Here is a 25,258-nt window from a genome sequence, read left to right on the forward strand (position 1 = left end):
GACCTCCGACGAGCTGCCCGACCCCGGATTTCCGTATCTTCGGCCGGGTAGTGAATCGGGCGGAACGGCTTAGGGGTGGGCCACTGATGTTTCTGAAGCAGGCGCTGCGGTACCGCTGGTCCCAGATGCTGGTGCTCGCGGGGGTGAGCGTGCTGATCGGCGCGTGCGCGACGTTCGCGCCGTGGTTCTCGCGCGCGGTCGAGCAGACGGTCACCACCGAGACTCTGACCAGCCAGTGGCTGCCGGCCAGCTGGCAGCTCGAGTCGACTCCGCCGCTAGGGGTCAACGGCCCCAGCGCGTCGGTCAAACCCGAGGAGCTCGCCACCGTCCTGCCCAACGACCTGCGGCCGCTGTTCAGCCCACCGAGGTACGGCATGACGGTCGACATCGGCTGGGGCCTCGGCAAGCAGAAGCCGGGCCCGACCGGCAAGCTGGTGTGGCGCGACGGCTACTGCGAGAAACTCGTACTCACCTCAGGCCGCTGTCCGGCCGCGCCGAACGAGGTGGCCGTCTCCACCACCGACGTGAAGAACTTCGGCACCGTTCTCGGCGCCACCCTGAGCGCCCTGCCCAGCCGGTACGCCGGCGGTGGAGTACTCCGCGTCGTCGGCATCTACCAAGCCGACGACCGTGACCCCTACTGGTACGGGCTCGGGCCGACCGGCCACTCCGTCGCCGCCAGCGAGAGTCGGCCAGCCTCTTCCGACTACATGTTCACCGTCCGGGACACGCTGGCGAAAGGCGTCTGGGGAGCCCACTCAACAGTCGAGACCCACCCGCTGCCCGGCAAGGTCCGGGTCGGCGATCTGGATCGGGTCCGCCAGGTCACCGACGAATCACCTGTCGCTGCGGCGGCCTTCGAGGCGCAGAACACCTCCGGACTCGTCGGCGTCATCGACGGGATCACCGCTGAGCGCAAGCAGGCCGCCACGATCATCCCGCTGGTGATGGTCCAGGTGGCGCTGTTCGGCGTCGTGGTGCTCGCCCTCGCGCTGGCCGCTGTCGTCGACCAGCGCAGACCGGAGCTGGCCGTGTCCCGGTTGCGCGGCGCCAGCTCACGGCGTACCGGCCGGTTGTTGGCAACCGAGCTTGCCGTGCCGGTCGTGGTCGGCACAGTGCTGGGCGGGCTGGGCGGGTTCGGCCTGCTGCTGGTGGTTCGCAGTACCTGGCTGAATGACGGAGCTCCGCTGGAGCTGCCCTGGACCGTACCGGCCGCAGCCGCCCTCGCGGCCCTCGTCGGACTCGCAGTCGTGGCCTGGACCATCCGGGCCGTCATCCGGCAGCCGATCTCGACCCTGCTCCGCCGGATCGTCCCGCGGCGCCGCGGCCGGACCATCGGCCTGATCGACGTCATCGTCATCGTGGTCGCCTCGGCCGGGCTGCTGGGCGCGCTGACCGGCGGTGGCCGCGGTCCGTTGCCCGTACTGACGCCAAGCCTGCTCGCGCTCGCGGTAGGCCTGACCTTCGCTCACCTCCTCCTCCCGACAGCGGGCCTGATCAGCAGGCAGGCGCTGCGCCGTGGCCAGCTCGGCCTAGCGCTCGGAGCGCTCCAGGTTGCCCGCCGCCCGGCAGTGACCCGAATCGTCGCCGTAGTGGCGGTGGCGACCGCACTGGTCTCCTTCGCCGGCCAGGCCTCTTCCGTGGCCGACCGCAACCGCGACTACCGAGCCGGGTACGAGGTCGGCGCCGACGGTGTGCTGTCGATGGACGTCCGGGTCTTCTCCGACTTCAGCACCGCGATCGACAAGATCGACCACGACCGGCGCTGGATGACCCCGGTCGTGCTGTCGTCCCCGTCGAACCCGGACGGCCTGCGCACGCTGATGATCGAGCCGGACAGCTATCAGCGGGTCGCCTTCCGCGGTGACCAGCTGACCGACGCCGACGGCTTCCGGCAGCTCAAGGCCCCGACCGAGCCACCGCCGATCACGCTGAAGGGCGAGCGGCTGACCATCACTGCGACGCCCGGCGCGCTGCAGCCCTACTACCCACCCACCGGCGACGGCGAGGAGGCGCCGGTCGGGCCACCCGCGAAGTCCGTCGTGCTCCAGGCCTCGCTCTTCAGCCACGACACGGGCTCTCGGTTCACCGTCGAGTTCCCGCCGATGAAGCTGGACGCCGGGAAACCGGTTCAGCTCAGCAAACAGATCGTCTGCCCCGAGACCTGCGACCTGATCCGGCTGGGCGTCACCCGCGAGCTGGGTGACTCGGCCGGCATCCGCGGCGAGATCACCATCGACAAGGTCGCCACGGACACCCAGCCGTCGATCCCGCTCGGCAAGGCGGGCACCTGGGACGCGCCCGACCAGAACGAAGGCGATGCCGCCAACCTCGGCACCATCAGCGCGACGGACGGCCCGCCGGGCGGCCTGGTCCTCGGCATCACCAGCATCGGCCGGGAGCTGGGCGTCCAGACCAGCCGGATTCCGGTCGCGGTGCCGGCGCTGATCAGCCCGGAGTACGCGGTCACCGAGTCCCAGACCGTGCCCGGCCTGGACGGTCTCGCGTTCACGGTCGAGAAGCTCGACCGGCTGCGCACCGCGATCCCGCGCTACACCGAGCACACCGCGGTGGTCGATCTGGAGACGGTACGCCGGTTGGGCGGCAGCGTCGCCGACACGAGTACCGATTTCGAACTCTGGCTCAATGAGGACGGCCTGGCCCACTCGCAACAGATCATCGACGAGCTGGGCAAGGCCGGGATCCCGGCGACCCTCATCGACCGCAAATCCGACCAGGTCGCCACCTACGGCCGCTCCGCGAGCGCGCTGGCTCTCCAGCTCACACCGGTGATCGGTGTGGCCGGCTGGGCGCTCGCGATCATCGTGCTGCTGCTCATGATCGTCACCTCGTGGCGCTCCCGGGCCCAGGACTACGCGAGCCTGCGCATCACCGGCGTACCGGCTGCCACGACCGGCCGGGCGGCGAGGTGGGAGCAGACCGGGCCGGTCGCGCTGGCCGCCTTGCTCGGATCGGCCTGCGGCATCCTCGGCGCTCACGTCGCGCTGCCGATGATCCCGCTGTTCGCCCCGACCAGCCAACCGTCGCCGATCCCCCTCGACCTCGCCACCAACTGGGCCGTCGCGTCGGTACTGACGCTGATCAGTACGGCGATCATGACCACGGCGACCCTCTTGCTCGGCACCGGCGTCAACCGGCGGGCCGGCTATACCCGGATCCGGGAGGAGCTGTCATGACCGGCCTCGCGATCAACACGACCGGCCTGGTGCACATCTACCGCAGCCAGGGGCACGACGTCGCGGCCCTGTCCGGGATCGGGATCAGCGTCCGGCCAGGCGAACTGGTCGGGTTGCTCGGGCCGTCCGGCGCGGGGAAGTCCACGCTGCTGCAGCTGTGCGGTGGGTTGCTGACGCCGAGCGCCGGGCGGCTGCAGATCGGCGAGCATCACATCGCCACGATGACCGAGTCCGAGCTCGACCGGATGCGGGCCGGCGATGTCGGCATCGTGCTGCAGGGGGCCGGGCGCAACCTCATTCCATACCTCACCCCTGAGGACAACGTGCGGTACGCGCAACGCGCCGCAGTAAAAGGCCGACCGCTACCCGCACCGAAGGAAGTGCTGGATCTCGTTGGCCTGAGCAACCATGCGCAGACCCCGCTGGAACGGCTCACACCCGGCCAGATCCAGCTCTGCGCGGTCGCGGTCGGGATCGCCACGTTCCCCGGGTTGTTGCTGGCCGACGAGCCGACCAGCCAGCTCGATCACCGGGCGCGCGACGAAGTACTGGCCGCGATCTCGACGATCAACAAGGCGACCGGTATGACCGTGCTGCTGATCACCCACGACCCGGACGTGGCGGCCGTACTGCCGCGGACGATCACGATCAAGGACGGGCGGATCGCGTCGGAGGGCCGGTCGGGTGAGGAGTTCGCGGTGGTCGCGACCGACGGCTCGTTGCCGTTGCCGCCGCATGTCGCGGAGTTGCTGCCACCAGGCACGCTGTTGCGCGTGACCACCACCGAGGACGACGAAGTCCGGTTGACGCCGGTCGAGCAGGAGGGCGAGGCATGATCACCGTCAACAACCTCACTGTCGCGTACGGCGAACTGGTCGCGGTGGCTGACGTCTCGCTCCGGGTGCCTGCCGGCTACGTGCTGGCGGTCAGCGGGCCGTCCGGGGCCGGCAAGAGTTCGTTGCTCTGGGCAATCGCCGGGGCGGTCTCGGCGAAGTCGGGCTCGGTCGAGGTCGACGGGCTGGAGATCGTGGATCGGCCACGGGCGGCGGCCCACGGCGTCGTACTGATTCCGCAGGGCAACGGGTTGGCGCGAGTGCTCACGGCGCGGGAGAACCTGTCGATGCCGCTGCTGGCCGAGCGGAAGTTGCCGTCGGACGACCAGGACCGCGACGAGGCGCTGGAGTCGATCGACGAGATCATCGCGAAAGCGCTCTCCGACGTCGGGCTGGAGGACAGCGGCGATCATCTGGTCGAGGAGCTGTCCGGCGGCGAGCAACAGCGCGTCGCGGTCGCCCGCGGACTGGCTCAGCGCGGCAAGGTGATCCTCGCCGACGAGTCCACCAGCGAACTCGACAGCACCAACAGAGAGCGCGTTCTCGCACTCCTGCGGGACGAGGCCGACCGCGGTGCCGCCGTCATCATCGCCACCCACGACCCGAGCGTGGCCGCCGGCGCCGACGGCCACGCCCTGATGGACGAGGGACACCTCAGCTGGGAACGCCGGCTGTAAGGATCAGCCGAGCCAGTAGAGCAGGACGGCGAGGGCACCGATCACGACGATGATCCGGACGATCGCGACGAACTCGGGATCGAAGCGCTCTCGGCGTGGGTGCCGGTCGTAGGGCTCAACCGCCATGGTGGCCCACCAACTCCGGCGTACGGACCTGTGCCACATCAGGCCCGACCAACACCGGGTCGACCTGAATCACACTGATCCCGAACGGCGCGAGCATCTCCCGCAACGAACTCTCGTGCAACCGAACCCACTCCTGCCGCGGCCCGGTTGCCGCCCGCAACAATCGAGCCGAACTGAACGCGATGCCCACCCGTACGCCGTCCGGCCGGCGCCCCCACTGCAGCGCCGCGACGTCCAGCGCCCCAGCAGTACGGGTAGGCACGAATAACGGGACGGGATCACCAGTAGATGTAGTCACAACCCCAACGCTAGATCGCCCGACCGCCCCGCGTCCGAGTCCTCACACGCTTCAAATACCTTCCCAACACACCTCTCACAGCCCGATGAAGACCGGCGTCACCGGCGGCCCGTCATCGCGAAGCCGCGCGAGCAGCAACGGCAGCGTGCGCGGCGAAAGGTACTCCGGACCCTGATGGTTCTGGATCTCCACGAAGGTCCACCACCGATGCCCGTGCACGTTCTCCGCCAGCATCTCCTCCACCGACATCGACCCGGCCGGAGTGAACGCCTCCGTCCGCACCAGGAAGTAGTCGTTGGTCACACCGTCGAACCCTTGAGCATGTCCGTCGGCGACCGTCACCTGATGCCACAAGTGCGGCGCGTCGGCAGGCGGCTCGATCCCGATCTCCTCAGCCAGCTCGCGTGCCAGGGCCTGCGGCAACGACTCCCCCGCCTCCACCCCACCACCAGGCGGCGCCCACACGGCGTGGCCGTCGGCGAACTCGAAACGCAGCAGCAGGATCCGATCCTCCGGATCCAGCACGACAGCTCGCGCCGCCGGCCGGAGAGACGGCGCCGGTAGCTCTACCTCGTACTCGGCGTTCTTCTCGCGCGGTACGAACCCGAAGCGGGCGTTGACCTTCTGCATGGCGATGTTCGTCTCGGCGGTCCAGGTGTGCAGCCACTGGTGGGTGGTCTGGTGCTTGGCCAGCTGCTCGAAGTTCGCGGCCTTGAGATGGGCGCCGAGGTTGTGGCCGCGGTGGTCACGCAGTACGAGCGTGTCTTCCTGCAGCGCGTTGTCCGGGTCGGTCAGCGGCAGGTACAGCATCGTGTAACCGGCCGGGCGGCCGTCCAGAGTGCGCGCCAGGACGAGCAGCGGGAGGTAGCTCCTGAGGATCCGCTCCTCCTGCTCGCGTAGCTCCTGGACCGTCCAGACCTTCGGCTCACGAGTCATCCCGCCGGTCGGTACGTCGGCGCTCATCGCGGTCCGGAGCTCCGCATAGAGCGGCAGCAGCTCCTCCGGGCACGCGCCTGTCCACGAGATCAGCTCGTAGCCCTCGAGCGGCTCCAGCTCGAACTGCGGCTGGTACGGCAGCGGCCGGACCAGGTGGTCCTCGACATGTTCGAGCACGAAACCGAGCCCGGCGACGAAAAGACAGCCAGGCCAGGTCTCGGTCGTGAAGCCGTCCGGGATGGCGAGTTCGGCCTGGTAGACGGTCCGGCCGAGCTCTGCGGCGCGCGCTCGCGCCCAGCCCCAGAGCGCCGTACCGACGCCCCGGCGCCGCTCAGCAGGCGGTACGTCGATCTCCACCGCGACCGAGTCGAGGTTGGTGGTCAGCAGGTACTCGAAGAGCATCGCGCCGACGATCCGCTCCCCGTCGTAGGCGGCGACCGGGTGCCGGGACTTGAGCTTGTTCGGGTGACGCATCGAGCTCGCCGTCGCCTCCCGGCTGAAGACGAGTGGCACCTCGCGATCGGCGACAGCGCCGGCTCGGAGTACGTCGTACCAGGCGTCGAAGGCCGCCTCGTCGTGTGGGTCGACCTCGCGCACGGTGATCACGCCCAGAGCCAATCAGCTCCGGGCGTGAAACACCATGCAATTAACGGGTGGCGCGGTTGATCGCCGAGACGACCGCCTTCAACGAGGCAGTGAGAATGTTGGCGTCCCGGCCGACACCCCAGTAGACCTCGTCGCCGACCTCGCACTCGACGTACGCCGCCGCCAGGGCGTCGCCACCGGCGGAGAGCGCGTGCTCGTGGTAGTCCAGCACCCGTACGTCGTACTTCAGCGGCTTGATCGCGTCGACGAAGGCCGACACCGGACCGTTGCCCTCGCCAACCAACTCGTGCGGCACGCCGTTGGAGTAGACCTGCACCCGGAGCGCGTCGTTCTGCCCCTCACCCGAGGTCGAGTTGACGGTCAGCAGCGACAGCTTGCCCGGCGCCAGGTACTCGGCCTCGAAGATGTCCCACATCTGCTGGGGACCGACCTCACCGCCCTCGGCGTCGGTGTGCTGCTGGATCACCCGGCTGAACTCGATCTGCAGCCGGCGCGGCAGGTCGAGCCGGTGCTCCGACTTCATGATGTACGCGACGCCGCCCTTGCCGGACTGCGAGTTGACCCGGATGACCGCCTCGTACGACCGGCCGACGTCCTTCGGGTCGATCGGCAGGTACGGCGCCTCCCAGTGGATCTGGCCGACCGGGATGCCCTCGGCCGCCGCCTGCTTGTCCAGTGCCTCCAGGCCCTTCTTGATCGCGTCCTGGTGCGAGCCGGAGAAGGCGGTGTAGACCAGGTCACCGGCGTACGGCTGGCGCTCGGGTACGCGCATCTGGGTGCAGTATTCGACGGTACGGCGGATCTCGTCGATGTCGGAGAAGTCGATCTGCGGGTCGATGCCCTGGCTGAACAGGTTCATCCCCAGCGTCACCAGGTCGACGTTGCCGGTTCGCTCGCCGTGGCCGAACAGGCAGCCCTCGACGCGGTCGGCGCCGGCCATCAGCGCCAGCTCGGTCGCGGCGACGGCGGTACCGCGGTCGTTGTGCGGGTGCAGGCTGATCGTGCTGTGCTCACGCCGGGTCAGGTTGCGGCCGAACCACTCGATCTGGTCGGCATACACGTTCGGCGTCGACATCTCGACGGTGGCCGGCAGGTTGAGGATGATCTCGCGGCCCTCGGCGGGCTGCCAGACGTCGCTGACCGCCTCGCACACCTCCAGCGCGAACTCGAGCTCGGTGCCGGTGAAGATCTCCGGGCTGTACTGGTAGCCGAACTCGCAGTCGCCCAGGATCTCGTCGGCGTACTTCATCACCGTCTCGGTGCCCCGTACCGCGATGTTGCGGCACTCGGCCTTGTCGACGTTGAACACGACGCGGCGGAACAGCGGCGCGGTCGCGTTGTACAGGTGGATGGTGGCCTTCGGCGACCCCTCCAGCGACTGCACGGTCCGCTCGATCAGCTCGTCGCGGGCCTGGGTCAGCACCGAGATGGTGACGTCGTCGGGGATCGCGTCGCCCTCGATCAGGCTGCGGACGAAGTCGAAGTCGTACTGGCTGGCGCTCGGGAAACCGACCTCGATCTCCTTGTAGCCCATCTTCACCAGCAGGTCGAACATCCGCCGCTTGCGGGCCGGCGACATCGGCTCGACCAGCGCCTGGTTGCCGTCGCGCAGATCGGTGGACAGCCAGCGCGGCGTCGCGTCGACCGACTTGGCCGGCCAGGTCCGGTCCGGCAGCGCGATCGGCGGGAACGCGCTGTAGCGCCCGATCGGCATACCGGACGACTGCTGAACAGGCTTGGGCTGATTCTTGGGTGCCATGATGCGGGGTCTCCTCGCGGGAAGTGTGTACAGCTAGGTCAAGGTTCGACCGGCGTACGACGAAACTCCGCGGCGAGGAAACCGGCCTACGTCAGGCCTCGCCGCGGCAGCGAAGGAGGAGAAGCTGGTGCCGCATGATGCCTGTGAGTCTATGCACAACCCCATCCAGAGGTCGAACCCGGGGTCTCGCACACCGAGACGGAGAGTGACGGTCAGGCGGCGGCAGTGGCCTGCCACTTGCGTTCGATCAGGCGCAGGAGAGCCGGGTAGACGAAGAGATACCGGAAGGGCTTGATCGCTGCCATATAGGCGGCTCCGCGGCGGCCATTGGGCTTCACCAGCACCGCCATCTGGCCGCGGTACCCGCCCGCGCCATCGGGCACCCAGCTGAGGTGCAGGACGCCGTGCACCGTTCGGTTCGCCATCTCGGCGGCCCACTCGTCGTCGAGTTGGTAGAGCGGGTCGAACGGAAGCTTGCCGAGATCCGGGCCGGTCGGTGCCTCGCGCAGGTCGTCCGGGAAGCGATCGCGCAGCGTCTGCACCCGCCCACCGAGACCGCCGTCCTCGTCGTCCCAGCCGAAGACCCGGCCGAGCTTCCAGCGGGCCTCCCACAGAAACCGGACGATCGGCGGCGCACCCGCCGGGAAGGCTTCCTCCGGATCTCCCCCTGGCTGTCCCGGCCCGAACGTGGCGAGCAGCCGCGGCAATTCACCCGGCCCGCCCGGCGTCGGCAGCGCCCAGACGTCTTCGACGGTGAAATCCGGCGTCAGCTGATGGATCCGCCAGGGCTGGTCCGTATGCGCTTCGAGCGGCAGTCTCATCGGTGCCTCCAGGATCTGTACGCTTCCGTATAGATTGAAGCTAGCAAGATCTGTACGGCTGCGTATAGATCTGGTCCCGGTGAGAGGAGACACAGTCGTGGCGCTGGCACGCACCCCTCGCGCGCGCTGGATCGAGGAAGGACTGCGCACGCTCGCCGCCGGCGGTCCGGAGGCGGTCCGGATCGAGTCGATCGCGCAGGCGCTCGGCGTCACCAAGGGCGGCTTCTACGGGTACTTCGAGAACCGCGGCGCACTGCTCGACGAGATGCTGGACAGCTGGGAACTGGCCACTACCGAGGAACTGATCGACCGGGTCGAGAGCGAGGGCGGCGACGCCGTGACGAAGCTCCACCGGCTGATCACGATCGTCGCCTCCGCCGACCAACTCCCCACCGAAGTGACCGTCGACCTCGCGATCCGCGACTGGGCCCGCCGCGACGAGGCCGTCGCCGACCGCCTTCGCCGCGTAGACAACCGCCGAATGTCCTACCTCCGCGAACTCTTCGCCGCCTTCTGCCCCGACCCCGCCGAGGTCGAGACGCGGAGCCTGCTCGTCTTCTCGGTCTACATCGGCAGCCACTTCATCGCCGCCGACCACGGCCCCCGCAGCCGCACCGAAGTCCTCAAACACACCCGCAACTGGCTCCTCACCCCACCGAGTTGACTTCAAGTTTGCTTGAAAAATTAAGCTTCAAAGTATGACCTCAGAGCTCCCCGGCAAGACCGGTCTCGGTGTGCTTGTCACCATCAAGCGCGACGGGCGTCCCCAGCTGTCCAACGTCACCTACCTGTACGACGGTGAGCGGATCCGCGTCTCGCTCACCGACGACCGCGCGAAGACCAAGAACCTCCGTCGCGACCCGCGCGCAAGCCTCTACGTGAACGGCCCCGGCGGTCGCTCGTACATCGTCCTGGAGGGCAAGGCCGAGCTCACCCCGGTCGCCACCGACGAGCACGATGACACCGTCGAGCAACTAGTCACCTACTACCGGGAGGCCTCCGGCGAGCACCCGGACTGGGATGATTACCGGCGGGCGATGGTGGCCGACAGGCGGCTGTTGTTCACGATGACCGTCGAGCACTCGTACGGGATGTAGCCGCGTCGCGGTAGCGCTTCGGGGCGATTCCGTTGACCCGTTTGAAGGCGTTGCTGAAGGCGCTGTCCGAGGTGTAGCCGAGTGAGTGCGCGAGCGTGGACAACGGGGTGTCCTCGTCACGCAGGGCCCGCTCGGCCAACCTCATCCGCCAGTTCGTCAGGTACGTGAGCGGCGGTACGCCGGCGACCGACCGGAACCGTTCAGCGAAGGTGGTCCGCGACATCGCCGACGCCTGCGCCAGCTCCTCCAACTGCCACGCCCGCCCGGGCTGGTCGTGCATCAGCCGGAGCGAGGGAGCGATCCGCTCGTCGGCGATCGCCCGCAACCAGCCGACCGGCAGCGACTCGGCCTCGGTCAGGCAGGCGCGCAACGTCTCCACGAACAGCAGATGGGCCACGTTGTCGGCCGCGAGGCTGGCACCCGGCAGCACAGTCGTTGCTTCATGCAACAACCGGTCGAGCAACCAGCGGAAGACCGGGGCCTGCTCATCGGAGGCCCGCAGCACCATCACCGGCGGCAGTGCCCGGATCAGCAGCTCCTCACCGGTCCGGTTCACGCTGACGTGCCCGCCGACGCCCACCACCTTGGTCCCCGAGCGATCGGCCGCGCCGCTGCCGAACCGGGCGATCGGCCCGTCGTACGCATCGAAGGCCTCGACGGCGTCCTCGACCGGCACGTCGGCATTGCCCTTCAGAAAGGTCCGCCGGCCGTCGAACAGCACCACGTCACCGCGCTCCAGCCCGATCCGGGGGCGGCCGTCCTCGAAGTCGAGCCAGCAGGTCCCCTCCACCATCGCGCTGAACTTCAGCCGCCGCGACGCGGGGTAGCGCAGCGCCCAGTCGCCGTACGCCTCGAAGCCGCGCGAGACATGACACCGCGCCTCAGTGAGGGCCAGCGTCTGCGCCAGCGGATCAGCCGTACTCTCACGCAAGTTTTCAGGACTCACAAGCATTCAGAGTACGGCTGAGCCGAACTACCTTCAAGGTATGAGCACACCACAACAACCCATCGGATCCGGTTTCACCGCAGCCTCCACCGCGGCCGAGGTGATCGACGGAATCGACCTCACCGGCAGGACCGCGATCGTCACCGGCGGCTACTCCGGCCTCGGCAAAGAGACCGTCCGGGCCTTCCTGGCCGCCGGCGCCGAGCTGATCGTTCCGGCGCGGGATACGGCTCGCGCAAACAAGCAACTGGCCGGCGTCGAGGGCGTGGTCGTCGACGAGCTGGACCTGCTCGACCCGGGCAGCATCGACGCCTTCGCCGATCGATTCCTCGCCGACGGACGTCCACTCCACCTCTTGGTGAACAGCGCCGGGATCATGGCCACTCCCCTGCGCCGCGACGCCCGTGGCTTCGAGTCACAGTTCGCCACCAACCACCTCGGCCACTTCCAGCTCACCACGCGGCTCCTTCCCGCCTTGCGCCAGGCTGACGGCGCCCGGGTCGTCGCGCTGTCGTCGCGCGGTCACAGGTACAGCGCCGTCGACTTCGAGGATCCGAACTTCGAGCATCGCGAGTACGCCCCCTACCCGGCGTACGGGCAGTCGAAGACCGCCAACGTCCTGTTCGTCGTCGAGCTCGACGCCCGCGAGCGGGAGAACGGCATCCGCGCGTTCGCCGTCCATCCCGGTAGCATCATGACCAACCTGGCGGGCGGCACCGACCGCGAACTGCTGCGGCAGGGCGGGTTCCTGGACGAGAACTACGAACCGATCATCGACCCCGGCCGTGGCCTGAAGACCCCTGAGCAAGGTGCTGCGACCCAGGTCTGGTGTGCGACCAGCCCGCAGCTCGACGGCCTCGGCGGCGTCTACTGCGAGGACGTCGAGATCGCGAAGGTGCACAGCGGCGAGCAGCCGGACACCGAAGTACTGGCGTTGACGCCGGGCAGTTTCGGCGTACTGCCCTACGCGATCGACCCCGACAACGCTCGCCGGCTGTGGAAGCTCAGCGAGGAAATTCTCCACCGCCGATAAATGACTCGCGGCGAGCGCCCTCCAGCCCCCACTCTGGGCTTGTGGACATCACCAGACTTGACCCAGACGACGCTGCCGGTTGTGCCGAGGCAGTGGCGCTGCTGACGGCGACCCACAAGGTCGACTGCCCGGCGGCTGTCGTGTCGACCGCGCTCGGCTACCAGGCACACCTGACCCACGGCTGGGACGGCGACCCGGGCCGCGTCTACCTGGCCCGCGACGAGCGCGGGTCCGTCATCGGACTGCTCGACTTCTTCGCACCGAACTACGACAACCTGAACCTGGCCTGGATCGAGGTCGAGGTCCATCCGGACCATCGCGGTCAGGGCCTCGAGGACGAGCTGATCCGGTACGGCGAACAGCTGGCCCTCGACCTCGACCGGCACTCGCTCGGCATCGCGTCCTGGGACCTGCCGGACAAGGACGAACTGATCAAGCGGCACGGCTTCGAGCAGAAGGCAGTCGAGGTGAACCGCCGCCAGGACATCGCGAACCTGGACTGGACCACCGTGCAGAAGCTGTACGACGAGGCGGTGCTCGCCGCCGCCGACTACGAGGTACTGCGGTTCGTCGGCGCGGTCCCCGAGGAACTGCTGGAGGGCATGGTCGCGGTCACCGCCTCGATCAACGACGCCCCCAAGGACGACCTCGACATGGAGGACGACGCGATCAGCCCCGAGCGGATCCGCAACTACGAGAAGGCCCGCGAGGCGCACGACGAGACCATGTACCGGGTGATCGCCCGGCACCGGGCGACCGGCGAACCGGCCGGTCACACGGTCGTCACGGTCGAGCGCGAGCGCCCGCACATCGGCCACCAGAACGACACCGCGGTCTCCCGTGACCACCGCGGCCACCGCCTGGGCGCCCTCGTGAAGACCGCCATGCTGCTCTGGCTCCGCGAGGCCGAGCCGGCGCTGACCCAGATCGACACCTGGAACGCCGAGTCCAACAACCACATGATCGGCATCAACGAGCAGCTGGGCTACTTCATCGTGGGCCGCGGGATCGACTACCAGAAGACGATCTGAACGCCTTCCGGCAGTACCCGAGGAACGCCTCACCCCGCCGGGTGAGGCGTCCCCCGGCCGCCCACCCCAGCACCACAGGAGTCGTCGGTACGACGTCCGCCAGCGGCCGCGTCACCACCGGCAACCCCTCATAACTCAGCTCGACCGCCGGCGTCTGCACGGCCAGCGAATATCCGATGCTCCGGGCAACCAACGCCCGGGCCAGCTCGAAGCTGCCGGCCCGATGCGCCGGCGCCATCTCCACCCCGGCGGCGTCGAAGACCGCCTGGAAGTACCGCTCACTCGGCGGTACGTCGAGCAGCACGAACGGCTCCCCCGCCAGCTCGGCCAACCGGATCGACCGCCGCCGCGCGAGCCGATGCCCGCCGGGAAGCAGCACCGACGGCGCCCGGTCGTGGAGCACGACGGTCTCGACCCCTGGCAACAAGTCCTGCTGGTAAAGGAAAGCGAGCTCGCAACGCCCGTCGAGCAACGCGGCCTGCAGATCCGGCAACGTGCCCTCCACGAAGTCGATCTCCACCCCCGGCTGCGTCTCCCGGAAGCCGGCGATCGCCAACGGCAGATGGAACGGCGCGATCGGCGCATAGCACCCGATTGTGAGCCGTCCGTCGATCTCCTGACCGAGACTGCGTGCCCCTGCTCCCAGCTCCGACAAGGCGGCCAGCACCTTGCGACCGTCGGTCACCACCTGCTGTCCGGCCGGGGTCAAGCCGGTGCCGCGCCGTGAGCCTCGGAGTACGAGGGTGACACCGAGCGCACGCTCCAACTCGCCGATCGCCAGCGACACGGCGGACTGCGAGACCTGGCACCTCGCGGCGGCCGTCGTGATCCCGCCCGTCTCGGCGATCGCCACCAGGTACTCCAGCTGGCGAGGCGAGACGTTGGGAAGTGACATAAGGAAAGCATATGGGTCACGACAGTTTCCCAAGCTGGACTGATGCCGAGCTGGCTGACTACCGTCGATGGAGTGAGCCGCAGCCATCAGCATCCCTTCATCCCCTACACGCCCGCGCGGGTACCGATCGAGGAAGGGCTGCATCGTGGCGCGGACTTCCGCGACGAGTTGGAGCGACGCCGCTCGGTGCGCTGGTTCTCGGACGAGAAGGTGCCGCTGGACGCGATCGAGTTGGCGGTGGCTGCGGCCAACACAGCGCCCAGTGGGGCGCACTATCAGCCGTGGACGTTCGTCGCGACCGACGATCCGGAGATCAAGCGCAGTGTGCGGCTGGCCGCCGAGGAGGAGGAACGCAAGTTCTACCTCGAGCGGGAATTGCCGGAGTGGCACGAGGCGCTCGCCCGGCTGGAGACCGATGAGAACAAGGAGTTTCTCGAGGTCGCGCCCTGGCTGGTGGTGGCGTTCGCGCAGAAGCACACCCCGCGGACCGACGGCAGCCTGCGCAAGAACTACTACGTCTCGGAGAGCGTCGGCATCGCCTGCGGCTTCTTCATCGCCGCGCTGCACCGGATGGGTCTCGCCACGCTGACCCACACGCCGAACCCGATGGCGTTCCTCAGCCAGGTCTTCGACCGGCCGCGCACCGAGCGGCCGTACATCATCTTCCCGGTCGGCTACCCCGCCGACGACTGCGAGGTGCCCGACCTCGCCCGCAAGCCGCTCGCCGAGGCGCTCATCGTCCGGAGGGCTCCACGATCGTGACCGACATCCGGTTGCTGACGCTGAAGCCCAGCTTCTCGTAGAGCCGGATCGCGGTGGCATTGGTCGCGCCGGTATGCAGGAACGGCTGCTCGCCCGCCTGCTCGATGCCGGCGGCAACAGCCCGGACCAGCCGGCTGCCGAGCCCTTGCCCGCGATGGTCCGGGTGGGTGCAGACCGCGCTGATCTCGATGTAGCCCGGGAGGTGGTACCGCTCACCGGCCATCGCGATCAACTCGCCGTCCCGCCGCAGGCCGAGGTACCGGCCGCACTCGATCGTGCGGGGCCGGAACGGGCCCGGGTCGGTCAGCGCGACCAGGGCAACCATCGCGGGCACGTCGTCCGGGCCGAGCAGCACAGCCTCCGGATCTTCGACACCGAACGAGTCCGGTGCGACGAACTGCACCAGGCCGAACTTCTGGACCAGCTTGAAGCTGTCCGGCAACTCCCGGTCCGGGCCCTTGAAGGCGACCGTATGGCCGACGCCGACCAGCTCGGCGGCGTCGGCCCAGTCCTGCTCGGTCGACTCATCGGGCAGCCCGAGGAAGGGCGCGACCTCGGGCTGGTAGCGGCGGACCCGGCCGCGGACCTCCGCGAGCCGGGCGTGCGGGCCGTTCAGCGCGTAGTACGCGGGGTTCTTCAGAACGTCGGGAGCCGGCCCCACCCTCAGAACCCGAGCTTCCGCAGGTGCTTGGCGTCGGTCTGCCAGTTCTTGGCGATCTTCACGTGCAGGTCGAGGTAGACCGGCGTACCGAGCAGGGCCTCGATCTGGCGGCGGGCGTTGGCGCCGACGTCGCGCAGCCTGGCACCCTTGTGACCGATCACGATGCCCTTCTGGCTGTCTCGCTCGAGGAAGATGTTGGCGTAGATGTCGAGCAGTGGCTTGTCGTCCGGCCGGCCCTCGCGCAGCCCCATCTCGTCGATGGTGACCGCGATCGAGTGCGGCAACTCGTCCCGGACGCCTTCCAGCGCGGCCTCGCGGATCAGCTCGCCGACCAGGATCTCCTCCGGCTCGTCGGTCACGTCGCCGTCGGGGTAGAGCGGCTGACCGGCCGGCAGGAACTTCACCAGCTCGTCAGCGACGGTCTCGACCTGGTACCCCGAGGTCGCCGACACCGGTACGACGGAAGCCCACTCGATCCCGACCGACTCGCCCAGCGTCTGGATCTCGGACAGGTGCTCGATCATCCGCTCGGGCGAGACCAGGTCGGCCTTGGTCGCCAGCGCGACCTTCGGCGTCTTGGCCACCTTGGCGGCCTCGGCGACCAGGAACCGGTCGCCCGGGCCGATCTTGTCGCTGGCCGGCAGGCAGATGCCGATCACGTCGACCTCGGCCCAGGTGGTCTTGACGATGTCGTTCAGCCGCTCGCCGAGCAGCGTCCGCGGCTTGTGCAGGCCGGGGGTGTCGACCAGGATCAGCTGCGCGTCGGCGCGGTGCACGATCCCCCGGACGGCGTGCCGGGTGGTCTGCGGCTTCGACGAGGTGATCACGATCTTCTGCCCGACCAGGGCGTTCGTGAGGGTCGACTTGCCGGCGTTCGGCCGGCCGACGAAACAGGCGAAACCGGACTTGAACTCCGGCTGCACGTTCTCAGGTGTGGACGACATCACGAACCTCTCCGTTGCCATTGGCAACGACTACCGGAAGGGCGGCGCCGCCGAAGTAACGGACCACCTCGACATCGACCTCAGCGGGCTCGTGATCGGTGACCACGGCGGCTGCTTCGATGCCTTTGACCCCTGACGATACGGCCATCGCCACCGCGAGCTGCAATGCGCTCAGCAGCACGGTGTCCAGCTGGACCGTGCAGGCGGCGTACGTCCGCCCGTCGGTGTCCCGGACGGCGGCTCCTTCGGCGGCGCGGGTACGGGCCCGGGCGGCGCGCGCCAGGGTGACCAGTTTGGCGTCCTCGGCCGAGAGGTCGGCAGGCAAAGATGGCTCCATGTGATCGAAGGGGGTCAGGCGGTCTGGTGGCTGCTGTCCTGCGGCTGGTCGGCGAGCTGACCGCGCCGGACCAGCACGGTACCGACCTGGTTGCGGCGGCCGGACGGCCGTTCCGCGGTGAGCGACAGTCCGAGGATCTCGACCTGGGCGCCGGGGATCGGCACCTTGCCGAGCAGTTTGGCCATCAGGCCGCCCACGGTGTCCACGTCGTCGTCGTCCAGCGGTACGCCGAACAGGTCGCCGAGCTCGTCGATCGGGTACCGGCTGGAGACCCGGTACGCACCGTCCGACAGCGCCTGGACGGCTTCCGGCGCCTCGTCGTACTCGTCGGTGATCTCGCCGACGATCTCCTCGAGGATGTCCTCGATGGTGACCAGGCCCGCGGTACCGCCGTACTCGTCGACGACGATCGCCACGTGCATCCGGGCCGCCTGCATCTCGCGCAGCAGCTGGTCGACCGGCTTGGAGTCCGGGATGTACATACACGGCCGCATCACCGACTCGACCCGCTCGGTCGACTCGGCCGAGGCGTTGTCGTAGACCCGGCGCATCACGTCCTTGAGGTAGACGACGCCGAGGATGTCGTCCAGCGACTCGCCGATCACCGGGATCCGGGAGTAGCCGCTGCGCAGCGCGAGTGAGGTGAGCTGGCGCAGCTTCTTGTGCCGCTCGATGTAGACCATGTCGGTCCGCGGCACCATCACCTCGCGGACGATGGTGTCGCCGAGCTCGAAGACCGAGTGGATCATCTGCCGCTCGGTCTTCTCGATCACCGACGACTTCTCGGCCAGGTCGACCAGCGCGCGCAGCTCGGCCTCGGTCGCGAACGGGCCCTCGGCGAAGCCCTTGCCGGGGGTGAGCGCGTTGCCGACCAGGATCAGCAGCTTCGGCAGCGGCCCGAGCACCCGGGTGAGTGCCATGATCGGGCCGGCCGAGACCATCGCGAACCGGTCCGAGTGCTGCCGGCCCAGCGTGCGCGGCGCGACGCCGATGATCACGTAGGAGACCAGCACCATCAGGACGGCCGTGATCAGGATGTGCTCCCAGGTCACGGTGAAGATGTTCGACAGGGCCTGGGTGACCAGCACGATCGCCGTGATCTCGCAGATCAGCCGGATCAGCAGCAGGGAGTTCAGGTACCGCGGGGCGTCGCTGAGCAGGTCGCGCAGCTTCACCGCGCGCAGGTTGCCCTGCTCGACCTGCTCGTTCGCCCGCACCTTCGAGTACGCCGAGAAGGCCGCCTCCGCCCCCGCGAACAGCCCAGCGAGCAGCACGAGCACCGCAGCCACAACCAGCAGAACGCCGTCGTGGGAACTCACTGGAACTTCACTCCTGTCCGAGCCGGTTTCCTGGGGCCCGCCATGCTTCCAGTAGCCGGCCCTGGATGTCCCACATCTCCGCCTTCTCGGCGGGTTCGGCGTGGTCGTAGCCGAGCAGGTGCAGGATGCCGTGCACGGTCAGCAGCTCCAGCTCGGCCCAGGTGCCGTGGCCGGCCTTCGCGCCCTGGGCGGCCGCGACCGTCGGGCACAGCGCGATGTCGCCGAGGTGCCCGAGCGGCAGGTCGGCGTCATCGGTGCTGTCCCCGCCGGGACGCAGCTCGTCCATCGGCCACGACATCACGTCGGTCGGGCCCGGCAGGTCCAGGAACTCCACGTGGTACCGCGCCATCGTGTCCTCGTCGACCAGTTTGATCGACAGCTCACACTCCGGGTGCAGGCGCAGCGACGACATCACGAAGCGGCTCAGCCGCATCAGTCCGTGTGCGTCGATCTCGACGCCGGACTCGTTGTTGACCTCTACGTTCATCGGTGGTTGTCAGCGCTGCCTTCGTAGTTCTCGTAAGCCGACACGATCCGGCCGACCAGCTTGTGCCGGACCACGTCGTGCGACGTCAGCCGGCAGAACGCCAGATCCTGGACGCCCTCCAGGATGTCCTGCACGACCCGCAGGCCCGAACTCGTCCCGCTCGGCAGGTCGACCTGGGTGACGTCGCCGGTGACGACCATCTTGGAGCCGAAGCCGAGCCGGGTGAGGAACATCTTCATCTGCTCCGGCGAGGTGTTCTGCGCCTCGTCCAGGATGATGTAGGCGTCGTTCAGGGTCCGGCCGCGCATGTACGCCAGCGGCGCGATCTCGATCGTCCCGGCCGTCATCAGCCGCGGGATCGAGTCCGGGTCGAGCATGTCGTGCAGCGCGTCGTACAGCGGCCGCAGGTAGGGGTCGATCTTCTCCGACAGGGTGCCTGGCAGGAATCCGAGCCGCTCGCCGGCCTCGACGGCCGGCCGGGTCAGGATGATCCGGTTGACCTCCTTGGCCTGCAGCGCCTGGACCGCCTTGGCGACCGCCAGGTAGGTCTTGCCGGTACCGGCCGGGCCGATGCCGAAGACGATCGTGTTCTTGTCGATCGCGTCGACGTAGCGCTTCTGGTTCAGCGTCTTGGGCCGGATCGTCCGGCCGCGGCTGGACAGGATGTTCTGGGTCAGCACGTCGGCGGGGCTCTCGGCCGTCTCGGCCTTGATCATCGCGATGCTGCGCTCGACCGAGTCCGCGGTCAGCCCGTGACCGGTCCGGACGACCGCGATCAGTTCGTCGACCAGCCGCTCGGTCAGGGCCAGCTCGGCCGGCTCGCCGGTCATCGTGATCTCGTTGCCGCGGACCAGGATGTCCGCGTCGAACTCCTTCTCGATGATCCGGAGGAACTCGTCGCGGGCCCCGAGCAACGCCACCATGTCGATACTGTTCGGTACGACGATCTTGTGTGACGCCTTGTGACCGGCACCGGGACCGGCACCTGCTGCGCTGCCGTCAGCGCGCGCCGCATCCGGGTGCGGCGGCTCGATACTGCGTGGCCTGGACAGCCTGTTCCTCCAAATGCCCGATGGTGTGACCCACCCATGCTAGCGGCCCGGCCCGACAGCCTCACCCGATAAAACCCCGGGCCGCCCCGAATCCGCCCGGCCGGGGCGATATTCGCCGAAGGTTGTCAACCTGGAACCGGACCTTCGCGTCTCCGTTGTGTGGCACAACCGGCCGTAGTGTTCGATGAGTGCGTGACGCATGAGTCCTCGTGGGATGCAGACGAGGCGCTGACGGCTGTCTACACGGCGCATTACACGTCGTTGGTCCGGCTCGGCGCCTTGCTGCTGCGCGACACCGGTTCGGCGGAGGAGATCGTGCAGGACGCCTTCGTGGCGATGCACGGCCGCTGGAACCGGCTCCGCGACCCGCACAAGGCCCTGGCCTACCTGCGGACCGCGGTGGTCAACCGCTGCCGGTCCCGGCAACGGCATCTCGTCGTGGTCGACAAGCACCTGCCGAAGTCCCTGCCGGACGAGCCGAGCGCGGAGCAGGCGGTACTGCGGACCGCGGAGACCGACCGGGTGATCGAGGCGATGCGAACCCTGCCCGAAAAGCAACGCACTGTGATGGTGCTGCGGTACTACGGTGACCTGTCCGAGGCGGAGATCGCCGACACGATGGGGATCAGCCGGGGATCCGTGAAGAGTCACGCCGCGCGAGCGACCAGATCGCTGCGCCAGGTTCTGGAGCAGAGCGCATGAACGACCACGGGGAAGACCCTTTCGACGAGCTGATGCGGCGAAGTCTGGCCGAGGAGGCCGGCCGGATCGAGCCTGCCGACGGCCTGCACGAGATCCAGGCCCGGGTCCGGGCCCAGCGCGCCCCGGTCAGCCGGCGTCCCTGGGTGATCACCACGGGCGCGGCGGTCCTCGGGACGGCGGCGGCGATCGGCGCGTTCGCAGTACTGAACGACAACACCAAGACGGCCGACCAGCCCAGCGTCGCCGGCGGCCCGGACACGACCACCACTGCGTCAGCCGACCCGTCGACCGCCCCCACGCTCCCGCCGACCCCCAAGCCCAACCCCACCAAGGCGGTCACCTTGCCGCCCACCGTGGACCCGTCGGACAAGACCCGCGCGCTCCAGGAGCCTGAGGTCAAGCAGAAGGCCGTACCGATCTACTGGCTCGGCAAGGTCGTGGGCAACAAGAACGGCCCCGACTACCGCCTGTACCGCACCTGGCAGTCGATCAACGGCCGGCCGGCCGAGGAAGCCGTCCGGCTGATGACGATGTCGAAGGTCGCGGGCGACCCGGACTACGTCTCCCCCTGGGACGGCGCCGCGGTCAACTCCGTGCGCTACACCGACGACCTGATCCTGGTCGACTTCAAACAACTGCCTGCGGCCACCCTGGAGCCGGACGTCGCCGACATGGCGGCCCAGCAACTCGTCTACACCGTCCAGGGCGCGCTCCAGCGGACCGCGCCGGTCCAGGTCACCGAGCAGGGTCGCACCCCCAAGACCCTCTTCGGCGTCGTCGACGCGAACCAGCCCCTGAACAAGGCCCAGAAAGCCGACGTCCAGGCCATGGTCTGGATCGAGACCCCGGAGAACAACCAGACGGTCAAGCAGTCGTTCAAGGTCACCGGGATTGCATCGGCCTTCGAAGCCCAGGTCGACTGGCGAGCCACCAACCTGAAAACCAAGGTGGTCGTGAAGAACTACACGATGGCCGCGGAGGGCCAGAAGTTCGCCTCCTACGCCTTCACCCCCAAGCTCGGGGCCGGCGAATGGCTGCTCGAGGTCTATCTGACCTCCCCCGAGGACGGCCGCATCACCGACACGGACTCCAAGACGATCTACGTCAAGTAGGACGTGAAGGTGAAGAGGCGCTCGGGTGCGGCGGGCGCCTCCGGACCGAGGTAGCGATTGGTGCCGACCGACCAGGCGACACCGGTCGGGGCGTCGAAGGCCAGTTCTTCGAAGCCTGCCTCGGTGAACCACGCCCGGATCTGGCCGCGGATGTCGGGATCGTGGCGGCCTCGGGTCCAGATGACAGTGGCGCCGGGGGTGCAGAAAGCCGGTAGGGCGCGGACGGTCGCCTCGGTGTCCTCGGGGGTGATGTTGCCGAAGACGCCGCAGAAGAGGACCAGGTCGGCCGGTACTGCGCCTGCGTAGGGCGCACTCGCTCCGGCGTCGGCCTCGACCACCTCGATGCCGGTGAGGCCGTTCGCGGCGGCTGCGGCGCGGGCTGTCTCGGCCAGGCGCGGGTCCAGCTCGACCAGGCGGGCGGTCACCCGGTCGCGTGCTGGGTGAGTCGCGAGTACTTCGATCAGGTCCCGGCCCTGGCCGGCGCAGGCGCTGATGACGCGGATCGGGCCGTCGGGGTGCGCGTCCAGGTGAGCGCGGATCGATTGCTGGACCGATCGCAGGCGGCCGCTCAGCTCAGAGGACTCGTCGTCGTAGTCCTGGTGCCATTCGAGCCAGTCCTTCAAGGGTCAACTCCAGCGGGAGCGGGCGAGTAGGGCTGATGCGGCGGCCACGCCCGCTGTCGACGTACGGAGGACGGTGCTGCCGAGGCGGACCGGGGTTGCCGCGAAGGCTTCGAGCTCGGCCGGGGTGATGCCGCCTTCGGGGCCGACGACGATGACGATGTCACCATCCGTGGGCAGTTCCAGCGAGGCCATCGGGGTGGTGGCTTCTTCGTGGAGGATCACGGAGAGGGCCGCGTCGGCGACGAGTTTGGTGACCTCAGAGGTGGAGGCGATCGGGGCCACCTCGCAGAACCAGGAGCGGCGGGACTGTTTGCTGGACTCGAAGGCCCAGGACTGCCATTTGCTCTCGGTCTTGGCGACCCGCTCGGGGTTGGCGCGGAACTGGCTGCGGTCCGCGTTCCACGGGACGATCAGGTCGACGCCCACCTCGGTGAGCATCTCGACAGCCAGCTCGGCCCGCTCCCCCTTCGGCAGAGCCTGTACGACGACCAGCCGCGGGCTCGCCGCGTCGACCTCACCACGATGGTCGACCGCGACGGTCAGGCCGGTCTTGTTCGAAGCCGTGACCGCGCCCTCGGCGAACGAGCCCCGGCCGTCGGTCAGCCGGATTCGCTCGCCGGGGCCGATCCGGCGTACGACGGCCGCATGACGACCCTCGGCCCCGTCCAGTACCAGCTCGGGGCCGTCAGTGTCAGTGCCAAGGTCAGGCAGGTAGAAGACCGCGAGTCCCATCGCCCGGCAGCCTAAGTCGTTTTCAATGCTGACCGAAGGCGTCGCGCAGGCGCCCGAAGACACCCTTGTGCGCCGCCTGGACATGACCGACCGGCCGCTCCTCGCCACGCGCGGCGGCGATCTGCTGCAGCAACGCCTTCTGCGCGTCGTCCAGCTTGGTCGGCGTCTCGACGATCACCTGCACGATCAGGTCGCCACGACCCGCGTGCCGCAACCGCGGTACGCCGCGCGCGGTCAGCGTCATCGCCGTCCCCGACTGCGTCCCCGCGCGGATCTCCAGCGGCGTCGTCTCGCCCTCCAGCGTCGGCAGGTCGATCGTCGTACCGAGCGCCGCCGCCGTCATCGGCAGCGTCACCGTGCAGTGCAGGTCGTCACCGCTGCGGGTGAAGATCTCGTGCGGCTCGACCTCGATCTCGACGTACAGGTCACCGGCCGGGCCACCGCCCGGGCCGACCTCGCCCTGGCCGGTCAGCTGGACCCGGGTGCCGCTGTCGACGCCACCGGGGATCTTGACGGTGACGGTACGCCGGGAGCGCACCCGCCCGTCGCCGGCGCACTCGACGCACGGGTTCGGGATGGTGGTCCCGAAGCCGCGGCAGTTCGGGCACGGACGCATCGTCCGGACCTCGCCGAGGAACGAGCGCTGGGTGTGGGTGACCTCGCCCCGGCCGTGGCAGATCTCGCAGGTGACCGGCTCGGAGCCGACCTGGGCGCCGGAGCCGGAACAGGTCGGGCAGAGCACCGCGGTGTCGACCTTCAGCTCGCGGGTCGTCCCGAAGGCCGCCTCGGCGAGGTCGATCCGCAGCGGGATCAGGGCGTCCTGGCCCCGCCGGGTGCGTGGCCGTGGCCCGCGGGTCGCCCCGCCGGTCTGGCCGAAGAAGGCGTCCATGATGTCGGTGAAGGTGAACGCCTGGCCGAAGCCGGCGCCTCCGGCCGCGCCGGGCCCGCTCGCGAACGGGTCACCGCCGAGATCGTGGACCTGCTTCTTCTGCGGGTCGCTCAGCACCTGGAACGCGCGGCCGATCTCCTGGAACTTGTGGTGCGCGTCCTCGGAGTCGTTCACGTCCGGGTGGTACTGGCGGGCCAGCTTGCGGTAGGCCTTCTTGATCTCGTCCTGGCTGGCGTCGCGGCTGACGCCGAGGACGGCGTAGTAATCGGTGCTCATACTCCAGACCACTTGGTAGGCAGTGTGCGGGGGTGGTTCACGAGTCGGCCAGGATCTGGCTGACGTAGCGCGCGACGGCGCGGACAGCGCCCATCGTGCTCGGATAGTCCATGTGGGTCGGGCCGACGATGCCGAGGGTGGCCAGCGCCTCCGACTTGGAGCCGTAGCCGGTGGCGACGACCGAGGTGGTGGCAAGTCCTTCGTACGGGTTCTCGTGGCCGATCCGGACCGTCAGCGTCTGCGGGTTGGTCGCCTCGCCGAGCAGCTTCAGCAGGATCACGTGCTCCTCGAGCGCCTCCAGCACCGGCTTCACGTTGCGCTCGAAGTCGTCGCCGTACCGGGTCAGGTTGGCCGCGCCACCGACCGCGATCCGCTGCTCGCCCTCGACCGTGAAGGCCTCCAGCAGGCTCGTCACGACGGCCGCGACCAGCGATCGGTCGGCCGGTGCGAAGGTCTCGGTGACGCTCGCGAGCGAGGTCGCCGCGTCGGTCAGCCGCTGTCCGGTGAGCGCGGTGTTCAGCCGCGAACGCAGGTCCGCGATCAGCTGCTCGTCGACGTCCTCGTGCGTCTCGACGATCCGCTGCTCGACCCGGCCGGTGCTGGTGATCAGCACGAGCAGCAGCCTGCGCGGGGTCATCGTGACCACCTCGATGTGCCGCACGCTCGACCGGCTCAGCGTCGGATACTGGACGATCGCGACCTGCCGGGTGATCTGCGCGAGCAGTCGCACCGTACGGCGTACGACGTCGTCCAGATCGACCGCGCCGACCAGGAAGGACGAGATCGCCTTCTTCTCGGCCGCGGACAGGGACTTGACCGTGCTCAGCTTGTCCACGAACAGCCGGTAGCCGGCGTCGGTCGGGATCCGGCCGGCGCTGGTGTGCGGCTGGGTGATGTACCCCTCCTCCTCCAGCGCGGCCATGTCGTTGCGGACCGTGGCCGGCGAGACACCGAGGTTGTGCCGGTCGACCAGGGTCTTCGAGCCGACCGGCTCATGGGTGGCCACGTAGTCCTCGACGATGGCCCGGAGCACGTCCAGTTTGCGTTCGTCCAGCACGCGCACCACCCCTCTCACGTCGGCCCCTCGGGTTGGCACTCCCGAGTTTC

General features: G+C 68.8%; 27 protein-coding genes. 10 read left to right on the forward strand and 17 right to left on the reverse strand.

Annotated features, from left to right (window positions below; all coding sequences use genetic code 11):
- Positions 1–86 precede the first annotated feature (86 nt).
- The 3 genes from AB0M15_RS39705 to AB0M15_RS39715 are packed head-to-tail and all read left to right on the forward strand — an operon-like array spanning position 87 to position 4,707.
- Positions 87–3,197, forward strand: a complete 3,111-nt coding sequence (locus tag AB0M15_RS39705) for an FtsX-like permease family protein (protein WP_363831676.1) — start codon at positions 87–89, stop codon at positions 3,195–3,197.
- On the forward strand, positions 3,194–4,033 hold the full coding sequence (locus AB0M15_RS39710; RefSeq protein ID WP_363831680.1) for an ATP-binding cassette domain-containing protein: 840 nt from the start codon (positions 3,194–3,196) through the stop codon (positions 4,031–4,033). Before AB0M15_RS39705 ends, AB0M15_RS39710 begins: the two co-directional genes overlap by 4 nt.
- Positions 4,030–4,707, forward strand: a complete 678-nt coding sequence (locus AB0M15_RS39715; RefSeq protein ID WP_363831683.1) for an ATP-binding cassette domain-containing protein — start codon at positions 4,030–4,032, stop codon at positions 4,705–4,707. Before AB0M15_RS39710 ends, AB0M15_RS39715 begins: the two co-directional genes overlap by 4 nt.
- A gap of 3 nt (positions 4,708–4,710) precedes the next feature.
- Here the strand turns inward: AB0M15_RS39715 and AB0M15_RS39720 are convergent, their stop codons facing one another.
- The 5 genes from AB0M15_RS39720 to AB0M15_RS39740 all read right to left on the reverse strand — a co-directional run bounded on the left by AB0M15_RS39720 (position 4,711) and on the right by AB0M15_RS39740 (position 9,253).
- Entirely contained in the window at positions 4,711–4,833 is a 123-nt protein-coding gene (locus tag AB0M15_RS39720) for a hypothetical protein (RefSeq protein WP_363831686.1), read from the reverse strand.
- Entirely contained in the window at positions 4,823–5,131 is a 309-nt protein-coding gene (locus AB0M15_RS39725) for an SAV_915 family protein (RefSeq protein ID WP_363831689.1), read from the reverse strand. Before AB0M15_RS39725 ends, AB0M15_RS39720 begins: the two co-directional genes overlap by 11 nt.
- A 75-nt stretch (positions 5,132–5,206) precedes the next feature.
- Positions 5,207–6,673, reverse strand: coding sequence for a GNAT family N-acetyltransferase (locus AB0M15_RS39730; RefSeq protein WP_363831692.1), 1,467 nt, complete (start codon positions 6,671–6,673; stop codon positions 5,207–5,209).
- Between the two features lie 40 nt (positions 6,674–6,713).
- The gene (leuA, locus tag AB0M15_RS39735; RefSeq protein WP_363831696.1) at positions 6,714–8,432 is read right to left on the reverse strand and encodes a 2-isopropylmalate synthase; all 1,719 of its coding nucleotides are present in this window, start codon (positions 8,430–8,432) and stop codon (positions 6,714–6,716) included.
- A gap of 212 nt (positions 8,433–8,644) precedes the next feature.
- A complete protein-coding gene (locus AB0M15_RS39740; RefSeq protein WP_363831699.1) occupies positions 8,645–9,253 on the reverse strand; it encodes a DUF2867 domain-containing protein in 609 nt (202 codons plus the stop codon).
- Positions 9,254–9,350: 97 nt separating this feature from the next.
- On the opposite strand from AB0M15_RS39740, the gene AB0M15_RS39745 reads away from it, so the two are divergent.
- Both AB0M15_RS39745 and AB0M15_RS39750 read left to right on the forward strand, forming a co-directional pair.
- The gene (locus tag AB0M15_RS39745) at positions 9,351–9,917 is read left to right on the forward strand and encodes a TetR/AcrR family transcriptional regulator (protein ID WP_363831702.1); all 567 of its coding nucleotides are present in this window, start codon (positions 9,351–9,353) and stop codon (positions 9,915–9,917) included.
- A gap of 34 nt (positions 9,918–9,951) precedes the next feature.
- Positions 9,952–10,350, forward strand: coding sequence for a PPOX class F420-dependent oxidoreductase (locus AB0M15_RS39750; protein WP_363831705.1), 399 nt, complete (start codon positions 9,952–9,954; stop codon positions 10,348–10,350).
- Here the strand turns inward: AB0M15_RS39750 and AB0M15_RS39755 are convergent.
- Positions 10,316–11,296, reverse strand: coding sequence for an AraC family transcriptional regulator (locus AB0M15_RS39755; RefSeq protein ID WP_363831708.1), 981 nt, complete (start codon positions 11,294–11,296; stop codon positions 10,316–10,318). The genes AB0M15_RS39750 and AB0M15_RS39755 overlap by 35 nt on opposite strands.
- 40 nt (positions 11,297–11,336) lie before the next feature.
- Between AB0M15_RS39755 and AB0M15_RS39760 the strand changes: the two genes are divergently transcribed.
- Positions 11,337–12,329 carry an oxidoreductase gene (locus tag AB0M15_RS39760; protein ID WP_363831711.1) on the forward strand — a complete coding sequence of 331 codons (993 nt, stop codon included), beginning with the start codon at positions 11,337–11,339 and terminating at the stop codon, positions 12,327–12,329.
- Between the two features lie 41 nt (positions 12,330–12,370).
- A complete protein-coding gene (locus AB0M15_RS39765; protein WP_363831713.1) occupies positions 12,371–13,360 on the forward strand; it encodes a GNAT family N-acetyltransferase in 990 nt (329 codons plus the stop codon).
- Here the strand turns inward: AB0M15_RS39765 and AB0M15_RS39770 are convergent.
- Positions 13,320–14,255 carry a LysR family transcriptional regulator gene (locus tag AB0M15_RS39770; protein ID WP_363831716.1) on the reverse strand — a complete coding sequence of 312 codons (936 nt, stop codon included), beginning with the start codon at positions 14,253–14,255 and terminating at the stop codon, positions 13,320–13,322. The genes AB0M15_RS39765 and AB0M15_RS39770 overlap by 41 nt on opposite strands.
- A gap of 72 nt (positions 14,256–14,327) precedes the next feature.
- On the opposite strand from AB0M15_RS39770, the gene AB0M15_RS39775 reads away from it, so the two are divergent.
- On the forward strand, positions 14,328–15,017 hold the full coding sequence (locus tag AB0M15_RS39775; protein ID WP_363831719.1) for a nitroreductase family protein: 690 nt from the start codon (positions 14,328–14,330) through the stop codon (positions 15,015–15,017).
- On the opposite strand, the gene AB0M15_RS39780 is transcribed toward AB0M15_RS39775, so the two are convergent.
- The 6 genes from AB0M15_RS39780 to AB0M15_RS39805 are packed head-to-tail and all read right to left on the reverse strand — an operon-like array spanning position 14,989 to position 19,688.
- Positions 14,989–15,678 carry a GNAT family N-acetyltransferase gene (locus tag AB0M15_RS39780; protein ID WP_363831723.1) on the reverse strand — a complete coding sequence of 230 codons (690 nt, stop codon included), beginning with the start codon at positions 15,676–15,678 and terminating at the stop codon, positions 14,989–14,991. The genes AB0M15_RS39775 and AB0M15_RS39780 overlap by 29 nt on opposite strands.
- 2 nt (positions 15,679–15,680) lie before the next feature.
- Complete coding sequence (gene era, locus AB0M15_RS39785) at positions 15,681–16,622, reverse strand: GTPase Era (RefSeq protein WP_363831726.1); 942 nt, start codon at positions 16,620–16,622, stop codon at positions 15,681–15,683.
- On the reverse strand, positions 16,606–16,947 hold the full coding sequence (locus AB0M15_RS39790) for a cytidine deaminase (protein ID WP_363831729.1): 342 nt from the start codon (positions 16,945–16,947) through the stop codon (positions 16,606–16,608). Before AB0M15_RS39790 ends, era begins: the two co-directional genes overlap by 17 nt.
- Before the next feature lie 26 nt (positions 16,948–16,973).
- The gene (locus tag AB0M15_RS39795; protein ID WP_363831731.1) at positions 16,974–18,278 is read right to left on the reverse strand and encodes a hemolysin family protein; all 1,305 of its coding nucleotides are present in this window, start codon (positions 18,276–18,278) and stop codon (positions 16,974–16,976) included.
- Between the two features lie 7 nt (positions 18,279–18,285).
- Positions 18,286–18,765, reverse strand: coding sequence for an rRNA maturation RNase YbeY (ybeY, locus tag AB0M15_RS39800; protein ID WP_343984004.1), 480 nt, complete (start codon positions 18,763–18,765; stop codon positions 18,286–18,288).
- Positions 18,762–19,688, reverse strand: a complete 927-nt coding sequence (locus AB0M15_RS39805) for a PhoH family protein (RefSeq protein ID WP_343984006.1) — start codon at positions 19,686–19,688, stop codon at positions 18,762–18,764. Before AB0M15_RS39805 ends, ybeY begins: the two co-directional genes overlap by 4 nt.
- A gap of 321 nt (positions 19,689–20,009) precedes the next feature.
- Here AB0M15_RS39805 and AB0M15_RS39810 point away from each other — a divergent pair, with 321 nt between their 5' ends.
- A complete protein-coding gene (locus tag AB0M15_RS39810; RefSeq protein ID WP_363831736.1) occupies positions 20,010–20,519 on the forward strand; it encodes a SigE family RNA polymerase sigma factor in 510 nt (169 codons plus the stop codon).
- Positions 20,516–21,631 (forward strand): Gmad2 immunoglobulin-like domain-containing protein, encoded by a 1,116-nt coding sequence (locus AB0M15_RS39815; RefSeq protein ID WP_363831739.1) that lies wholly within the window; start codon positions 20,516–20,518, stop codon positions 21,629–21,631. The genes AB0M15_RS39810 and AB0M15_RS39815 overlap by 4 nt, the downstream gene beginning before the upstream one ends.
- Here the strand turns inward: AB0M15_RS39815 and AB0M15_RS39820 are convergent.
- From AB0M15_RS39820 to hrcA, 4 genes are read right to left on the reverse strand one after another with little or no spacing between them, the layout of a single operon-like run.
- The gene (locus AB0M15_RS39820; protein ID WP_363831742.1) at positions 21,619–22,254 is read right to left on the reverse strand and encodes a class I SAM-dependent methyltransferase; all 636 of its coding nucleotides are present in this window, start codon (positions 22,252–22,254) and stop codon (positions 21,619–21,621) included. The two genes, AB0M15_RS39815 and AB0M15_RS39820, sit on opposite strands and share 13 nt — an antisense overlap.
- 3 nt (positions 22,255–22,257) lie before the next feature.
- Positions 22,258–22,986, reverse strand: coding sequence for a 16S rRNA (uracil(1498)-N(3))-methyltransferase (locus AB0M15_RS39825; protein WP_363831745.1), 729 nt, complete (start codon positions 22,984–22,986; stop codon positions 22,258–22,260).
- Positions 22,987–23,008: 22 nt separating this feature from the next.
- A complete protein-coding gene (dnaJ, locus tag AB0M15_RS39830) occupies positions 23,009–24,151 on the reverse strand; it encodes a molecular chaperone DnaJ (protein WP_363831748.1) in 1,143 nt (380 codons plus the stop codon).
- Between the two features lie 37 nt (positions 24,152–24,188).
- On the reverse strand, positions 24,189–25,208 hold the full coding sequence (gene hrcA, locus AB0M15_RS39835; RefSeq protein WP_363831933.1) for a heat-inducible transcriptional repressor HrcA: 1,020 nt from the start codon (positions 25,206–25,208) through the stop codon (positions 24,189–24,191).
- Positions 25,209–25,258 lie beyond the last annotated feature (50 nt).

The sequence above is a fragment of the Kribbella sp. NPDC051718 genome (genome assembly GCF_040681515.1).
Taxonomy (GTDB): domain Bacteria; phylum Actinomycetota; class Actinomycetes; order Propionibacteriales; family Kribbellaceae; genus Kribbella.

Bases quoted from the DNA above. Each gene is read 5' to 3' on its own strand.
- AB0M15_RS39825 (WP_363831745.1), bottom strand. From the start codon at position 22,986: ATGGGACTCGCGGTCTTCTACCTGCCTGACCTTGGCACTGACACTGAC.
- era (WP_363831726.1), bottom strand. From the start codon at position 16,622: ATGTCGTCCACACCTGAGAACGTGCAGCCGGAGTTCAAGTCCGGTTTC.
- AB0M15_RS39705 (WP_363831676.1), top strand. From the start codon at position 87: ATGTTTCTGAAGCAGGCGCTGCGGTACCGCTGGTCCCAGATGCTGGTG.
- ybeY (WP_343984004.1), bottom strand. From the start codon at position 18,765: ATGAACGTAGAGGTCAACAACGAGTCCGGCGTCGAGATCGACGCACAC.
- leuA (WP_363831696.1), bottom strand. From the start codon at position 8,432: ATGGCACCCAAGAATCAGCCCAAGCCTGTTCAGCAGTCGTCCGGTATG.
- AB0M15_RS39770 (WP_363831716.1), bottom strand. From the start codon at position 14,255: ATGTCACTTCCCAACGTCTCGCCTCGCCAGCTGGAGTACCTGGTGGCG.
- AB0M15_RS39715 (WP_363831683.1), top strand. From the start codon at position 4,030: ATGATCACCGTCAACAACCTCACTGTCGCGTACGGCGAACTGGTCGCG.
- AB0M15_RS39710 (WP_363831680.1), top strand. From the start codon at position 3,194: ATGACCGGCCTCGCGATCAACACGACCGGCCTGGTGCACATCTACCGC.
- AB0M15_RS39750 (WP_363831705.1), top strand. From the start codon at position 9,952: ATGACCTCAGAGCTCCCCGGCAAGACCGGTCTCGGTGTGCTTGTCACC.
- dnaJ (WP_363831748.1), bottom strand. From the start codon at position 24,151: ATGAGCACCGATTACTACGCCGTCCTCGGCGTCAGCCGCGACGCCAGC.
- AB0M15_RS39805 (WP_343984006.1), bottom strand. From the start codon at position 19,688: ATGGTGGCGTTGCTCGGGGCCCGCGACGAGTTCCTCCGGATCATCGAG.
- AB0M15_RS39815 (WP_363831739.1), top strand. From the start codon at position 20,516: ATGAACGACCACGGGGAAGACCCTTTCGACGAGCTGATGCGGCGAAGT.
- AB0M15_RS39740 (WP_363831699.1), bottom strand. From the start codon at position 9,253: ATGAGACTGCCGCTCGAAGCGCATACGGACCAGCCCTGGCGGATCCAT.
- AB0M15_RS39760 (WP_363831711.1), top strand. From the start codon at position 11,337: ATGAGCACACCACAACAACCCATCGGATCCGGTTTCACCGCAGCCTCC.
- AB0M15_RS39720 (WP_363831686.1), bottom strand. From the start codon at position 4,833: ATGGCGGTTGAGCCCTACGACCGGCACCCACGCCGAGAGCGCTTCGAT.